At 62.0% G+C, this 14,915-nt stretch carries 16 protein-coding genes and 1 pseudogene; 10 read left to right on the forward strand and 7 right to left on the reverse strand.

Annotation, left to right across the window (positions count from 1 at the left end; translation table 11 throughout):
- Complete coding sequence (locus B5X69_RS16170) at positions 1–894, forward strand: LysR family transcriptional regulator (RefSeq protein WP_079639638.1); 894 nt, start codon at positions 1–3, stop codon at positions 892–894.
- Between the two features lie 141 nt (positions 895–1,035).
- Here B5X69_RS16170 and B5X69_RS16175 read toward each other — a convergent pair whose 3' ends face one another.
- Positions 1,036–1,950, reverse strand: coding sequence for an MBL fold metallo-hydrolase (locus B5X69_RS16175; RefSeq protein WP_053553496.1), 915 nt, complete (start codon positions 1,948–1,950; stop codon positions 1,036–1,038).
- Between the two features lie 247 nt (positions 1,951–2,197).
- Here B5X69_RS16175 and B5X69_RS22075 point away from each other — a divergent pair.
- The 5 genes and pseudogenes from B5X69_RS22075 to B5X69_RS16200 all read left to right on the forward strand — a co-directional run.
- Positions 2,198–2,441, forward strand: a pseudogene (locus B5X69_RS22075) (hypothetical protein); the annotation flags it as partial.
- A gap of 240 nt (positions 2,442–2,681) precedes the next feature.
- Positions 2,682–3,032 (forward strand): MbcA/ParS/Xre antitoxin family protein, encoded by a 351-nt coding sequence (locus tag B5X69_RS16185; RefSeq protein ID WP_053553497.1) that lies wholly within the window; start codon positions 2,682–2,684, stop codon positions 3,030–3,032.
- Positions 3,033–3,046: 14 nt separating this feature from the next.
- Entirely contained in the window at positions 3,047–3,547 is a 501-nt protein-coding gene (locus tag B5X69_RS16190) for an RES family NAD+ phosphorylase (RefSeq protein ID WP_079639640.1), read from the forward strand.
- 331 nt (positions 3,548–3,878) lie between these two features.
- Entirely contained in the window at positions 3,879–4,010 is a 132-nt protein-coding gene (locus B5X69_RS22305; RefSeq protein WP_281250948.1) for a hypothetical protein, read from the forward strand.
- A 57-nt stretch (positions 4,011–4,067) separates the two neighbouring features.
- Positions 4,068–4,988, forward strand: a complete 921-nt coding sequence (locus tag B5X69_RS16200) for a HEPN domain-containing protein (protein WP_079639642.1) — start codon at positions 4,068–4,070, stop codon at positions 4,986–4,988.
- Between the two features lie 27 nt (positions 4,989–5,015).
- Here the strand turns inward: B5X69_RS16200 and B5X69_RS16205 are convergent, their stop codons facing one another.
- Positions 5,016–5,756, reverse strand: coding sequence for a Crp/Fnr family transcriptional regulator (locus B5X69_RS16205; protein ID WP_079639643.1), 741 nt, complete (start codon positions 5,754–5,756; stop codon positions 5,016–5,018).
- Positions 5,757–6,053: 297 nt separating this feature from the next.
- Here B5X69_RS16205 and B5X69_RS16210 point away from each other — a divergent pair, with 297 nt between their 5' ends.
- Positions 6,054–8,645, forward strand: coding sequence for an HWE histidine kinase domain-containing protein (locus B5X69_RS16210; protein WP_079639644.1), 2,592 nt, complete (start codon positions 6,054–6,056; stop codon positions 8,643–8,645).
- Positions 8,645–9,184 (forward strand): biliverdin-producing heme oxygenase, encoded by a 540-nt coding sequence (locus B5X69_RS16215; RefSeq protein WP_079639645.1) that lies wholly within the window; start codon positions 8,645–8,647, stop codon positions 9,182–9,184. Before B5X69_RS16210 ends, B5X69_RS16215 begins: the two co-directional genes overlap by 1 nt.
- A 123-nt stretch (positions 9,185–9,307) precedes the next feature.
- Here B5X69_RS16215 and B5X69_RS16220 read toward each other — a convergent pair whose 3' ends face one another.
- Together B5X69_RS16220 and B5X69_RS16225 are read right to left on the reverse strand one after the other, a co-directional pair.
- Positions 9,308–10,003: a response regulator transcription factor gene (locus B5X69_RS16220; RefSeq protein WP_079639646.1), complete on the reverse strand. Its 696-nt coding sequence runs from the start codon at positions 10,001–10,003 to the stop codon at positions 9,308–9,310.
- Positions 10,003–11,193: a sensor histidine kinase gene (locus B5X69_RS16225; RefSeq protein WP_176141640.1), complete on the reverse strand. Its 1,191-nt coding sequence runs from the start codon at positions 11,191–11,193 to the stop codon at positions 10,003–10,005. Before B5X69_RS16225 ends, B5X69_RS16220 begins: the two co-directional genes overlap by 1 nt.
- Before the next feature lie 223 nt (positions 11,194–11,416).
- Here B5X69_RS16225 and B5X69_RS16230 point away from each other — a divergent pair, with 223 nt between their 5' ends.
- Positions 11,417–11,800 carry a helix-turn-helix domain-containing protein gene (locus B5X69_RS16230; RefSeq protein ID WP_281250949.1) on the forward strand — a complete coding sequence of 128 codons (384 nt, stop codon included), beginning with the start codon at positions 11,417–11,419 and terminating at the stop codon, positions 11,798–11,800.
- 59 nt (positions 11,801–11,859) lie between these two features.
- Here the strand turns inward: B5X69_RS16230 and B5X69_RS16235 are convergent, their stop codons facing one another.
- Together B5X69_RS16235 and B5X69_RS16240 are read right to left on the reverse strand one after the other, a co-directional pair.
- Positions 11,860–12,600 (reverse strand): helix-turn-helix domain-containing protein, encoded by a 741-nt coding sequence (locus B5X69_RS16235; protein ID WP_079639649.1) that lies wholly within the window; start codon positions 12,598–12,600, stop codon positions 11,860–11,862.
- 184 nt (positions 12,601–12,784) lie between these two features.
- Entirely contained in the window at positions 12,785–13,414 is a 630-nt protein-coding gene (locus tag B5X69_RS16240) for a hypothetical protein (protein ID WP_079639650.1), read from the reverse strand.
- 204 nt (positions 13,415–13,618) lie between these two features.
- Between B5X69_RS16240 and B5X69_RS16245 the strand changes: the two genes are divergently transcribed.
- Complete coding sequence (locus B5X69_RS16245; RefSeq protein WP_079639651.1) at positions 13,619–13,858, forward strand: hypothetical protein; 240 nt, start codon at positions 13,619–13,621, stop codon at positions 13,856–13,858.
- Here B5X69_RS16245 and B5X69_RS16250 read toward each other — a convergent pair.
- A complete protein-coding gene (locus tag B5X69_RS16250) occupies positions 13,855–14,907 on the reverse strand; it encodes a phosphatase PAP2 family protein (RefSeq protein WP_079639652.1) in 1,053 nt (350 codons plus the stop codon). The genes B5X69_RS16245 and B5X69_RS16250 overlap by 4 nt on opposite strands.
- Positions 14,908–14,915: the final 8 nt, after the last annotated feature.

The following is a 14,915-nucleotide window of genomic DNA, read 5'->3' on the forward strand; positions in this document are numbered from 1 at the left end:
ATGAATGGCGGAAGCGAATCGTCGACCAGCCTTCACGCTTTCGTTCGCGCGGTGGAGGCGGGGTCCTTCAGCGCGGCGGCGCGGATTGCCGGGACGACCCCGTCGGCAGTATCGAAGAGCGTCGAGCGGCTCGAACAGCGGCTTGGAACGAAGCTTTTCCTTCGCTCGACCCGTGCACTTGTGCTCACCGTCGATGGCGCCGCCTATTATGAGCGCGTCGCGCCGTTGCTGCGCGCCCTCGCCGAGGCCGGCGACGTGTTGAGCGGTGCCGATCGCGCGCGCGGCCTCCTCCGTATCAGCCTGCCGGGCGTCGTTGGACCTGCGCTCGTCGAGGGGATCGCCCGCGACTTCATGCCGCGACATCCCGAGATGAAAATCGATATCAGTATAACAGACCGCCATGTCGACCTGGTGCGCGAGGGCTTTGACGTGGCTTTGCGGGTAGGTGAAGTCGAGGATGTCGACTGGATGGTTCGGCGCCTCGCAACCCTGCCGTTGGTTCTCGTTGCGGCGCCGGAATGGGTCGAGCGCGTAGGCCCTCCGGTCACGCGGGAAGCGCTCGCAAGCCTTCCGCACATCCGTTACCGCCTGGGCGGGCGGGCTTATCCGATCCGCTTTGCGGACGGCAGCGACCTGCTTCCCGAGGGGGTTATGGATACGGATTCGGGGCAGGCGATGCGGATCGCGGCGCTCGGCGGCATTGGAGTTGCACAGCTCCTTCGCCTTGCGGTCGCCGACGACCTGGCGTCCGGGCGGCTTGTCGAGGTCTTTCCGCAAGACAGGCTTGTACCGGTCCCGGTCCAGGCGCTGCATGCCTTCGGCCGCCTTGCTCCGCTGCGTGTGCAATTGTTCACGGACTTTCTCGCCCGGATGCTGGCTCCCCACTCGGTTTGATCGACCTGTAGCGAACGGCAGTGCTGGTCTGGCCATGTGGTGCATGTCGAACCTTTCCGAGTTCTGCAGGGAGGAGGTCGAGGGCGCGCGTTCGAGCAATTCTGCGGATACGCGCCCTCTGTGGTGAGCCTTGGTGGGCGATCAGAAATCCCAGAAGGCGGCGACCCAGCGGAAAGCGTCGCCGTCGACGGCAACGCGGCCAACCGATGGGAAGGGAAGGTGCGTGGCGACAAGATATTCGCCGCTTGCCGCAGCCTCCTCCAAGAGACGAACCCGTACACGGACCGATTCCTCGGGGTCGTGCTCAAAGCCGTTGTGCCAGTCAGGGTGGTCGAACCCGACAGGGAACAGGGCATCTCCGGCAAAAGTCAGGCGCTCGCCTTCCGACGCGACGTGCACGACGCAGTGCCCCGGCGTGTGTCCGCCCGTCAGCTTTGCCACGACGCCCGGCGCCACTTCACATTCATCGTCGAAGGCCAGGATATTGTCGGCGTAGGCATCGATGAACTGCGTCGCGGTCCTACGGAGGACCTCGGGGACAGGGTTCGGCATCGCGGTCTGTTCGAAATCCGGAGTCTGCCAGAAGGCGATTTCGGTGGCCGTGACATGGATGCGCACGTTCGGATTCAGACGGCGTTTCACGTCCTCGACGAGGAGACCGCCGACATGGTCCATGTGCATATGGGTGATGATGATGTCGGTGACCGACGCGAGATCGATACCCGCCGCCTTCAGCCGCTTGGGGAACTGGCCTGCGCGCGGGAAGCCGGGGAACTGGCCTCCCAGACCCGCATCGACCAGAATAACCTTGTCGCCGCTACGCAGCACGAGGACGTTCAATGCCCAGTCGAACATGTCAGGGCCAACGAACATGTCCTTGAACCATTGAGCGCGAACGTCCGGGTCCACATTGGTGGCCATCGTTTCGGTCGGCAATGGCAGCACGCCGTCGCTGACAACAAGCACGTCAATCTCGCCGACCCGCAGCGCATAACGCGACGGTACGAGTTCCTCGAAGCCCTCTTTCTCAGGCTTTGCAATAGTGTCCGGTTTCATATCTGGATCCTCCAAAGAGCCGTTTCAGTCACGACACCCCGGAAGCTATGGAACTGGCCTCTTTCGGTCGATTGGATGGAGGGACCAGGCCGAATATACTATAGGATAGGTCTCATTGCCGAGATCGCGAGGGTGCCTTCGCGAGGGGAATATGCCGGCCCCCTCGCGCATGGGCTCATCCGGTACAAGCTCCGCCTATCGTCCTGCCAAGCGCAACGCGGCTGGGCAGGGAAAGGCTGACGGCAGTCTTGACCACGAACGCGACATCGAACCGCATTTCCCGGTGTCGGCAGACCTCCCGATCCGATGGGACCCTCGAGCGCTCAGCCTTCGTGTTTGACCACGAGCGTGACCAATATAGCTGTCCAGGTGGCCTCAGACGCATTCTCCGGCTCGACCGGTTGCAATTACGTGGCCCCGACGGCGCCCGCGGCGAGTTCCACTTCTCAGCAGCAGCCCAAAACCTCCGCAAAATGGCTAAGATCATCCCATGCCGCTGTCAGCGCCTAAAGAAGTGTGCCGACGCTCGCCGGCGCCGCCCGCTTCTATCAAATGCGTACTTTTTCAGCAGCATCGGTCGAGAGCTGTTGGTTGAGTCGGGGGCGGTTCGAACGTCAGCTCTTCTCGGGTCTTCTCCTGAGGCGTCCGTCGGCGCCCGGCCATGATCGCTCTTGCATTACACATATTCTGACGCCATATAGCGTCAGAAGTTGAGGCGAAAGGAAAGTCAGATGGGCTTGGCACAATATGCGGATGGCGGGCTCTTCGCTCCCAGCAAGATCGCCAAAGCATTGCGCACGACCAGCGAAGAAGTCGCCCGTTCAGCTGGCCTTGGCCGCGACGCTGTTCAACGCAAAGATCGAGTGCGCTCGGACAAAACCCAGCGCCGACTGCGTGAACTCGTCGAGATACTCAACAAAGTCCGCGGCCGTTTTGGCTCGGAGCTGATGGCTTACGCCTGGTATCGATCTGAGCCCCTGCCGGGCTTCTCAGGCCAGACACCCATGCAACTCGTCCGAGAAGGGCGGGCGGACGAAGTGCTCGAATACATCGACGCTGTCGATGCCGGCGTTTACGCCTGATCCTGATCTCCTCCGTGCACTATCAAGGCAAGCTTTTTCGGGCCTTAAACCCGGTCTATGCGCGCGATCCTCTATCGGGTCGGGGCGCAGAACGCTATGGCGGCCGCTTCAACGCCAAAGGCCTTCCAGCCCTTTACACTGCAACTTCGGCGATAACTGCCCTACGCGAAGCGAACCAGATCGGCGACTTGCAACCAACCACGCTCGTTTCCTATTTGACTGACGTCGAAAATGTCTTCGACGGACGAGATGAAGTCGCGCTCGGCGCCTACGCAATGACGCCTGCGGGTCTTGCGGATCCAAGCTGGCGCGACCAAGAAAAGAAACTCGGCAAGGCACCTACCCAGGCTTTCGCAGAAACTCTCATTGCCGAAGGTCACCACGGTTTGCTCGTGCCCAGCTTCGTGCGCGGAGCGAGAGCCGATGACCTGAATCTCGTACTCTGGAAATGGGGTCCGGACCTTCCAGCCCAGCTTATTCTCATCGACGACGACGATCGACTAAGTCGAATTTAGCTTCAGGCTGCCTTCGACTCTTCGAAACCCCGATCGGCTATCTCACGCGCTGGCGGATGATGCTGGCGGGCGAGCAGTTGATCCATGGTTCCGAGCATGCGTTAAATACCGCCTTCTGGCGAACCATGGGATGTTCGCCGCGGCGCTATGCCCGCGAGGCGGTAGCGGTGACAGGAGCCTCTTGATCCGCGCCGCCCAGCGCCGGTTTCTTCCTGCGCTGCAAACTTGCCGCTTGTTGTGCCTTGTCTCGGGACGTCGCTTTGCATCCCAGCCCCTTTTCGAACAGTTTCGCAGTAGCTAGTCCGTGTTGCGAAAGGAGTTGCCGCCATGCTTGGCGCGAGCCGGACCAGCAAAGCGGGCGATTGCTTTCGACCTGGTCAACGACGATTTCGCGCACGCGCTCGGCATCTGGTCGCGCTGCCTCCATGCGCGCTTGCCCTGGCTCGTCTGGCCATGGCTTTGAGACACGGCGGGCCGGATAGGCTTGCCATCCCGCCCGCCGCCTTTCAGGGTGGAGCACATGCAAACCGGCCTTGATCATCTCCCGCCAGCCAAACAGCGCGAGCTTGCCGAGGTCGTGCGCATCCTGTTCGAGGAGTTTGAGACCGCGCATGCGCGCGGCAATGCCGACTGGAACCGCAAGGGCCGCATCCTCAAGGTCATCCTCTATGGGAGCTATGCGCGCGGCGACTGGGTCGATGATCCGATTGGCGGATATCACTCTGACTATGACATACTGGTCGTGGTCAACTACGACCGGCTCACCGAGTTCGAGCATTGGTCGGCGGCCGAGGATCGCCTGATGCGCGAGGTCACGATCGCGAAGACGCGGACCGCGCCGGTGAGCTTCATCGTCCATTCGCTCAAGGACGTGAACGCGCAACTTGAGCGCGGTCGTCCCTTCTTCGTCGATATCGCGCAGCAAGGCATCGCGCTCTACGAGGCCGAGGGGTTCGAGTTTGCGCAGCCGCGCAACCTGCCACCCGAGGAAGCGCGGATCGAGGCGGAGAAGCATTTTGACCACTGGCATCCGCTTGCGTCGCACGCGCTGAAGCTCGCGCATGCAAGTATGGACGATGGTGTGCTTCGCGATGCCGCGTTCCTCATGCACCAGGCAACTGAACGGCTCTACCATTGCACCTTGCTCGTGCTTTGCCTGTACTCGCCAAAATCCCACCGCCTCAATTTCCTGCGCTCGCAGTGCGAGCAGATCGCGCCCGCGCTCGTCGAGGCCTGGCCGCGCGAGGACAAATTCAGCCGCCGCTGCTTCGAGCTGCTGCGCCTGGCGTACGTCCAGGCCAGGTACTCGCCTGCGTTCAAAATCAGTGCCGAGGAGCTGGCTTGGATCGGCGAGCGCGTCGCCGTCCTTGAAGGCCTCGTCGAGACGATTTGTCGCGATCATATTGCGGCGCTCGGCAGCGCCGACCGCGCTGCCGAATAAACAATTGTATCCGAGGTTCGCGCTGTCTCACGCAGCCGAGGCGTTCGGGTAAAGACCGCCGAGCACCGTGCTGAAATGATTTTCAATGCTCGTCGCGCAGCTGCATGACCTCGCGCGCAGCGCAGCTTCATCCTCGATGATCACCTTCCCGCGGCGCGTCGTGATCAACCCTTCGTCGCGCAGGCGGCTGACGACGCGGGTGACGAAGGTGCGCCCGACCCCCAGCATCTCGGCGAGCTGCTCGTGGGTGAGTTCGATCTCGGTCTGCCTCGTGCGGCTGGCCGCGGCGAGAAGCCACTTCGCGGCGCGCTCCATGATCGTGTGCGTCGCATTGCACGCAGCCGTCTGGAAAAGCTGCGCGAGGAGGCAGTCCGAGTAGCGCGCGAACCAGTGCCGCAGGCTGATCGAATCGAGCTTGGCCTGCTCGAGCGCCGAGGTCTTTATCCGCAAAAAACGTCCCGCGAACCTGACCTGCGCGGTTGCAAAAGCAGGGACATGGCCGTTCGAGACGATTCCCCCTATCGCGCCTTCGCTCCCGACAAGTGCAACCTCGACGGCTGCCCTGTCGTCGATGTTGACGCAGAACGCCGCCATCGCCGATCCGCACGGAAACCATGTGTGGAGTACCTCCTCTCCGGCCTCATGCAAGGTCGCAGGGGCCTCAAGATCGAAGACGAGGATGTGGGGCGCGAGGCGTCTGCGATCCTCCTCGGTCAAAGTTGCCAGCAGACCGTTGCTCGCGAGATCCTCTTCGGTTGGCGTCGACATGATTTCCCCTCGATCGAGCGCAGAGCAGCCTATGTCCACTAATGGACTGACAGCGCGCCCCTCCTATGTTACTCGTGAACATAACATTTCAGCGATGCCGTGAAAGGCTCGCCGGTTCCTTTCACTCAGCGCTCCGCGTCGCTGCCTTCGTGACAAAGGTCAAAACTTGCCTCTAGCCTCTGGTTTGCGTTGCCTGCTCTCTTATCCGGCAATATCTGTGGTTTCCCTTATAAGCCTAAGCATTCGCTGGTTCGATCGGCGGAACATTTCAAGAGGGCGCGGCCCGGAAACCACTTTATGAGCGACGTCAACTTCGGTGCGGTCGATCTGACCAATTGCGACCAGGAACCGATCCGGATCCCGGGAAGTATTCAGCCCCATGGCGCGATGCTCGTGGTCCATCCCGACCGCTTCACCTTGCTTTATGCGTCACAAAACGCGCGCGCCCTGACGGGCTATGACGGCCCTCTCGATCGCGGCACGCCCCTGACAAGAATCCTCGGGGAAGAGGCGGTCCATCAGATCCGCAATGCGTGCGCAAAGTCGGGCGGCGGCGAAATCGCAGGCGTCGAACTGGAGCTTCGCCTCGGACATGCAGGCGATCCCGTCGATGTCATTGCCCATTGTTACAAGGAGCGGGTTCTGATCGAGCTTGAGCCCGCGGTCGACGGCGGGCAAAGTTCGAAGGAAGCGCTCGATCTCACCCATGCCCTGGTGCGCCGCCTCGGTGTCGAGACCGAGCTTGAAAGCCTCGCGGCCGCCGGTGCCCGTCTCGTTCGTACGATGCTCGGCTACGACCGGGTCATGATCTACCAGTTTCTTCATAATGGCGCGGGCCGCGTGATCGCGGAGGCAAAAAAGCCGGGCCTTCGAAGCTTCATGGGTCAGCATTTCCCGGCATCGGACATCCCCGCTCAGGCGCGCCGTCTCTACGAACTGAACACGATCCGGATGATCGGGGACTCCGGATATACACCGGTGCCGCTCGAGCCTGCGGTCGCCCCGGGGGAAGAGCCCGTCGACATGTCGTTCGCGCAGCTGCGCTCGGTCTCGCCGATCCACTGCGAATATCTTCAGAATATGGGCGTCCACGCCTCGATGTCGATTTCGATCCTCGTCGACGGCGCCTTGTGGGGCTTGATCGCCTGCCATCACGACAGTCCGCGGATCGTGCCGCTCGCGCTACGCATCGGGGCGGAGCTTTTCGGACATTATTTCTCGCTTCAGGTCTCGGTGGCCGAGCGGCGCGCCCATATCGTCGCGTCGAGCCTTGCGCGCGAGCGGCTCGACAAGATCCTCTCGGGCCTGTCGGTCGACGAGACATTGCTCGAGGGGCTGCGCGATCACCTCGACGGTTTTACGGCCCTTTTCGACTGCGACGGCGTCGGTATCTGGGCGGAAGACCGGTGGGCGTCGAGCGGCCTTGCGCCCGCCGAGGCGGATGCAGAGGCGCTCGTCCGGTTCCTCGCCGGCGAGAAAGAAGATCATGCGCGATCCGAGCCCGCGATGCTCGGCCTTTGGCATACGCAGGATTTGCGCGACGCGACGGGGCTGGACGGTTTCGGGGAAGCGGTCGCCGGGGCGCTCGCAATCCCGCTTACCTCGACGCCGCGCGATTATCTCATCGTCTTTCGCAGCGAGGAAGCGCACCGGATCGAATGGGCAGGCGAGCCGACCCTGAAACGTCTCTCGACGCCCAATGGCGACCGGCTGACGCCGCGCGGCAGCTTCGAGACCTGGCGCGAGGAAGTGCGCGGTCGGTGCAAACCCTGGACCGAGACCGACCTTTCGGGCGCCGACACGGTTCGCACTTACTTGCGCGACGTATTTCTGAAGCAGAACGAGATCAGTGCCGAGGAACGGGCGCGGCTCGAGCATCGCCGGCGCATGCTCAACGACGAGCTCAATCACCGCGTCAAGAATATCATCACCGTGATCAAGTCGATTGCGATGCAAACGGGCGCGCATGCGGAAACGGTGGCGGACTATTCGGAATCGCTCGAGGGGCGCCTGCGCGCGCTCGCTTTTGCGCATGATCAGTCGCTGAGTTCCGCGGTGGGCGGCGACCTTTCGACGCTCATCGAGGCGGAGGCCGGCCTTCATCGCCACGGGCCCGATGCGGATCGGGTCGCTGCGAGCGGAGAAAAGATACGCCTCAATGACCGCGCCTTCGGAGTTCTCGCGCTCGTGATCCACGAGTTGATGACCAACGCCGCCAAATATGGATCGCTGTCGGTACCCGAAGGGCGGCTCGACATCAGCTGGTCGTTCAGCAAAGCCGGGGGATGCGAGCTGCGCTGGACCGAGACCGGGGGGCCGGCGGTGACGCCGCCGACGCGTGAGGGCTTCGGGTCGAAACTGATCCAGACCACGATGGTCTATGATCTGGGCGGACGCGCCGACATCGCTTATCCGCCGAGCGGGATGACAGCGAGGCTCGTCATTCCTGCCAAGCATGTCTCGCTTGTCGGCGCGAGCGAAGCCGAAGGCGAGGCGGCGGCCGAGGAGCCCGAGATCGAGCATCTTTCGGGGATGTCGATCCTGCTCGTCGAGGATCAGGCTCTGGTCGCGCTCGACACCGAGGCGCTTTTGCGCCGCCTTGGCGCCGAGGACATCCGGCTTTCGCCCGATGCCGCGCATGCCGCCCAGACATTGGAGAGCTTCAGGCCAGACGCCGCGATCCTCGATTTCAATCTCGGGGAAGGAACGTCCGAGGCCGTCGCCGATCATCTTGTGGCGCTCGGTGTCCCCTTCGTGTTCGCGACGGGTTATGGCGACAGCGTCATGATCCCCGATCATCTGAGTGCCGTGCCGATTGTACGCAAACCCGCAAGCGAAGCGAGCGTGTCCACGCAGCTTGCAGAAGCGCGGCGGCGGCTGGCCGGCTGATGACGATCGGGAATCTCGCCCATGAGGCGCTCCGCACGGCAACCGCCGAATGCCACCGGCGCGTCGATCAGATTTATTCGGCCGCAAGGCTGAGCGATCGCCTCGCTTATGGCAATTTTCTGTGCGCCCAGGCTGCGGCCTGCTTGCCTCTCGAAGCATCGCTCGAGCGCGCCGGGGTTGCCGGGGTCGTCGAGGACTGGCCCGAACGCGTCCGCGGGCCGCTCATTCTCGCCGATCTCGCCGAGCTCGAGATAGAGAAACCCGCCCTGGTAGAAGCGCCCGCCATGACGAGTGCGCCCGCGATGCTCGGCGCCCTATATGTCCTTGAAGGATCTCGCCTGGGGGCCAAGCTTCTGAAGCGCTCCGTACATGCGAATTTCCCGGCGGCCTTTCTCGCCGGAAAGCCCTCGGTATCATGGCGCTCCTTCCTCGCCCGGCTCGACCAGGATCTCGGCACGCCCGAGCGGCGCACCGAGGCGATTGACGCGGCTCGGCGCGTGTTTTCGGTTTTCGTGGAAAGCGGGCGGCGCTTCCTCTGATCAAGTTCCACTGAACGGCCGACGGCAGGGGCGATCCTATCCAAAGCCGCGCCCAGCCTCGAGGCGCGCCTGCGATTCGCTTTGACGCGGAGACGAGCGCGAAGCGCGCCGGCTATATTCTCGCTAATTCGACGGCGTTGGCTCCTCAGAGTCGAGAAGCTGTAACGAAAATCCTTCGCCCCGCTTTGCCGCAACGACCAGCCGATCGGTGACAGCTGAGAGGCTTCGGCGAAGCGCACTCGCGCACGCGTCGAGCGCATTGTCGGTGACGATGGCGTCTCCCCAGATCTCGTCGAGCAGATCATCGCGGCTGATGACGTCGCCGCGCGCCTGGGCAAGTGCCATGAGCATGGCAAAGCTGCGCCCTGCCATCTCGATGGGCTTGCCTTCCCATGTTGCGACATTGGTGCTCGCATCGATACGCAGCGGACCCATCACTATCGGGTCGGGCTTGCGCAATTTGTCGCGCGCCAAAAGGGCTTTTACCCGGGCGACAAGCTCGAGAAAGGCAAAGGGTTTCCCCAGATAGTCGTCGGCTCCCGCGGAGAAGCCGTCGAGCCGGTCGTCAAGGCCCGTCCGCGCGGTGAGAACAAGGATGGGGATACCGAGTTCTGCCTTGCGGATGGCGCGGCAAAGATCGAGCCCGTCGCTGTCGGGCAAGAGCAGATCGAGAATGATGGCGTTAAAGCGGCCCGAAGCCGCGAGCTTTTGAACCTGCCGCCCGACGCGTTCCCAATGCACGGTGAGACCGCGAGCTCTGAGGCCGTGGCTGATGAAACGACCGATGCCGACATCGTCTTCGACCAAGAGGACGTTCATTAAGACTGCTCCAGCTTGATGGCGATCGTGACGGCGCAGCCATCGGGCCGGCGCCAGGATCCGATGTTGCGGGCGAACGCGCGGCCGCCATGTTGTTCAGCGACCCAGCGCGTCATCGCGAGGCCAAGACCGCTCCCGCCGCGCGCCTTGCCTGCGTCAGTCTGGTAATAGGCATCGAACAGAAGCGGCAACTCCTCGGGCATCACGCCGGGACCATTGTCGGTCACCGTGATCTCTCCCATGCCATTCTTGACCTCAAGGCGAACCGTCACCTTGCCATCCATCGGGGAAAATTTGAGAGCATTCTCGATCACCGCGAGCAAGGCTCTTTTCAGCCAGACGGCGTCACCGACAACCGCGACCGGCCGGCCAGGCACGGTCTTCTCGACCGAAACGGCTACCGATGCCGCGAAGATGCGGGCATCCTCGATAGCGCCTTCCACGATGGTGCGCAGGTCAAGGCGTGCGGCGTCGAGGTGCAGTTTGCCGTCCGATGCGCGCGCAATGCCGATCATCTCTTCGATTCGGTGGTTCAGGAACTTCGCGGTTGCATTGATGTGGCCGAGGGCCTCGCGGACCGCTTCGAGATCTTCGGCATCCTCCAGCGCAATTTCGGCCTCGCCCCTGATGGCGGTCACTGGCGTGCGCAGTTCGTGGCTGGCTTTCGCGAAGAATAATCGCCTTGAGGCATCGACATCGTCGAGTTCCGCTGCCCTCTGCTCAAGCAAATGTTCCAGGTGCCGCGACCGCCGGAGAAACAGCCAGCCGCCGCCGAACACGCAAAGAATGACCGAGATGCCGAGCAGGGCGGCATAGGCCTTGACCGAAAGATCCGATCGCTCGAGCCGCTGCTTCGCCATATTGGCAGCGGCGGTGTGGCTCGCGGATCTGGCCTTTGCAAGCTCGATTATCCGCGCTTGCGGCTTCCCGGCGAGATAGGCCTCCTTGAATTCGGTAGCCGGACGATCCGTCTGGTCGCCGATGTAGCGCGTTTCAAAACGCGATATGGTTTTGCCCATTTCGTCCCGGGTGAGCGGGCTGTCGAGTTCGTGCAGCAGTTGATTGAGTGCGGCGGAATCCTGTGTGTAGAGAGCCACACGCTCAGTCTCGTTCCGGTAATGCTCAAGATGAATCAAGAATTGAACGAGTGCGACGAGGATCACCGCTCCGAAGGCATATGTTGTCAGCACCGCGATCCAGGACCCATAGCCTAGACGGAATTCGGACCGAAAACGGAATAGCTGATTGTTCCCCTCTGGCACCGGCCAAATCCCCAAAATAAGGCGGTGTCCGCATGCGCGAAACCGATCGGCACCCCGGTTAACAGGCTGCATTTTGCGAAACCTGATGAGACGATCAGGTTAAGTTGTTGCACGCATGTTAAAACAGGGCCGTACACGGAGGCAAGCGACCATGCGCAGTAAGTACCAAACTGACACGACTGGCGACCCCTTTCCTCACCAGGTCGCCTTTGGCGCGAGATTGAGGCATTTGCGCGAGCGGCGCAATCTGGGCCTCGTCTCCTTCGCACGGCTCGTCGGCGTGAGCAAGCCGACCGTCTGGAAGTGGGAGCAAGGCGTGGTTCGGCCGCGTCAAAGGTCGATCGAAGCTGCGGCCTCTATTCTCGGCGTGACCGAAAGGGAGCTCATCTTCGGCCAGGAACGCCGGGAGGTCGCTTCAAGGGCTTCCAATGACATGCCGCAGCAATTGAGCGACATCATCAGCGCCTGCAAGGAGCAGATCGCAGATGCGGCCGGGACTGCGACCGACAATATCGCGATAACCATTCAGCTATAGGGTCTCAAACGGATCGCGGTGAAAGGGCCAGCCGGTTACCTTTTTGTGAGCTGACGCGCCTAATAGCGCAGCGTGATCGTCACATTCTCGGCATTTGTGCCGGCGAGCTCGGCGATGCGCTCCTTGCACTCCTTGATGCCCTCGGCAAGCAGCAAGCGGGGCGAGGGCGGGAGCGCATCGGCGGCGCTGTGTTCTGGCGTCTCGAGCTCTCCCGTGAGCAACTCGCGTTCCGACACATCGAGAGCCGCGCGCAGCAATTCCAGTGACTTCTGGCGCGGATGGACGTCGCCATTTTCCCATTTCCACATCGTCGGCTTGCTGACGCCGACGGCCTTGGCGAGACCGGTGAGGGTGAAATTGCGCGCGAGACGCAGCCGCCGAAGGCGCGCGCCGAAGGGTTCGGCGGTCGTGACTGGTGCCGGCACCTCTTCGGCGTCGTCGGCGCGCGAAAGCAGGCGAGAGAACTCTCCTGTGGGCCTTGGTGCACTTTGCAATTGCGCTGCGCTGAGCACCGCGCGGGAGAGCGGCTCGGCGAACTTGCAGCCATAGAGGCCATCGCTCGCCCATATGACGAGCGCAGTGGTCTCCGCCTTGCGCGGCAGGAGGATCGTGACTTCGTCGCCGATTTCGAGATTTGTGCTTGTCTCAAGGAGGAGACCGGTTTCGGAGATGTTGTGAACGAGCGCCTGAACCGACTGTCCGCTCGGCTTGGCGGCGGTAACTTCCAGATGCAACAGGCGCCGCGGCGCACCGCGAAGGTCCGCCGAATCGCGCGTTTCGAGTCTTGCACCAATTGCCATAGCCGTTCCTCCAAAGGGTAACGGAATCTGGCGTCTAATCCGTAAATTATCGGTAAAGATGCAACGCAGGCCAATCGAACGGACGACCCGGTTATCGGACGCTACCGATTGCAAGATCGAGGGGCGTTCGCGGTCAAGGACGCCCGAAAGCGCTCGCCGACGAGGGGCGAATTTTATTCGGCCGTCAGATCGTCAGCACGACGCGGTCAGAGGGCGCATCATAGCGGACCTCGACGCCGCGGCGGCGGATCTCGTCGAAGCTGACAAAGCCGCCGGAACGCGATTTGCCAAGTTCTTCGGCGATGTCGCCGCGGCCGTGCCGCGCAAGCGCTTCCTTCAGCTTGTCGCGCGCGATGGAGAGCGTTGAATCCTCGCCGACCTGGATCGCGGCCGAGCCAACATCGACTCCGTTGACGCGCAGCGATTTGCGGATTTCGATCGCGGAGCCGCCTTCTTCGGTCCATGCATAGGGATCGGAGAGATCGAATTTGACGCCGAGGAGGTTCGAGGGAAGCGGGTCGGATGGCCGGGCACTCGCCTCGGTTCTCACGTTCGCCTGATCGTCGATCGACACAAGAGCAAGGCTGGCATCGGAGGGCTGCATGTCACCTTCCCGGGACAACTGCGCCTCTTCTTCGCCAGTGAAGGGCGTAGGGGGAGGTAGCGCGACGCTGACGGGCGAACGCGAGGCCCCCTTTGCGAGGAGGGTTTCGGGCTCCAGCGTCACATAGGCAGCACAGAGTAAGGCCGCGACTGCTGCTCCGAGCGCGACCTGAAACGCGATAGCTCCGATATCCCTTTCTTGTTCCGGCAACGCCCCCCTCCCTGGAGGCGGGCAATATCGGCGAAAAGCAACCGCGGGTAAACTTGCAAATATTGAGCGCTGGCTTTTCGGCGCACTCGCCGCGCGTGCCTTTCGGTTCATCCAATCCGGTGCGGTTCGGGGGTCAACTGGCGGAACGCGTGTGTTTTTTTCCGCGTTTATCAAATTCTAACCTGATTCCGGCATACCAACCCCATGAGCGAAACACTTTCCTTTCTCATCAGCCTTGTTCTGAAGGGCGGCGCCGTGCTGCTGGTGGTGAACGAGGTTCGCGGGATGATCCTTGCCGTTCCGGTGCTCTATGCGCTTTATGAAGCAGGGGGCACTTGGATGGCGATCTGGCTCGCCTTCTGCTCGCTGGGCGGGATCGCGCTGTCGGTGCTAGTGCCGATTTTTCTCGCCCGAAAGCTGCTGCGCCGCGCGCCAGGCCTCTAGGCCATCGCCGACGCGATTTCGGGTTCGGCCTCGTCCCGGCGCCGAACATACTGGCCAGCCAACGCCCAAATCAGCCATGTGACTGCGATGGATACATATCCGTCGACAGCGTAATGGTAGCCGAGATGGATCGATCCGATTAAGATCGCGAAGAAGAAGGCTCCGAAAAACATGCCTGCCCGCCTCGACACCTGCTGCATGGCGAGAAAGAACAGGAAGGCAAGCGATACGTGCATTGAAGGCATCGCCGTGATGCCGCGCCCTAGCCCCGCGCTACCCGACTGATGCCATGCGACGAGCTGCTCCTGCACATCTAACACCATGATGGGGAAGTGGGTGTCGGCTTGACGCAGATATTCCATCTGTTCCGCGAATCGGGTGTCACCCAAAATGGGCGCGAGGAAGCAGGGGCCGACCGAGGCCAGGGCGGTAGCCATGACAACACCGATCAAGGTCCAGCACGCGAAATAGGCGAAAAGGTAGCGGCTACGAAGTTCGCGATTGTCGACAAAAAAGCAGAACCAAACGCCACCCGCATAGATCGGTAAAATCCACAGGTGATAGAGTATCGACAGCACTGAACTGATTAATGGATAGCCCAATAGGGGCTGCAGCAGGCGCCAGGGATCGGTACCGTGCAGCGCGCGGTCTAGCGCTATCCAAGTATCGTCCCAAACATAGGAGCTGAAGAGCGGAATGGCGCTTTTCATGGCTGAGAAGGCCGGAAGGAACAGGGTGAGCGCGATCAGCATCGGGGCGCCGCGCGCGAGCCTGTCACCGAGACCGCCGGCAATGAAAAGGTCGCCGAGAAAGGCGAGCGGACTTTCGGGGCGGTGTCGCCAAAGGCGCGCCCCGATCATAGGGACGAGGACGAACAGCAAGGCCGAGAGATAGGCAATAAAGTTGGAGAGGAAGCTGTTTGCTCGGAAGCCGTTGACTCCTTTCGTCGCTAGAACAGCCAAGAACAGGATCCACACGAGTAGAGCTCCAACCAATATGGCGCGGTCTTCGGTGAGGCCGGAGCGGAATGAAGTTGCCAGTCGACGCATCAGATGTT

This window comes from Sphingopyxis flava, assembly GCF_900168005.1.
Classification (GTDB): domain Bacteria; phylum Pseudomonadota; class Alphaproteobacteria; order Sphingomonadales; family Sphingomonadaceae; genus Sphingopyxis; species Sphingopyxis flava.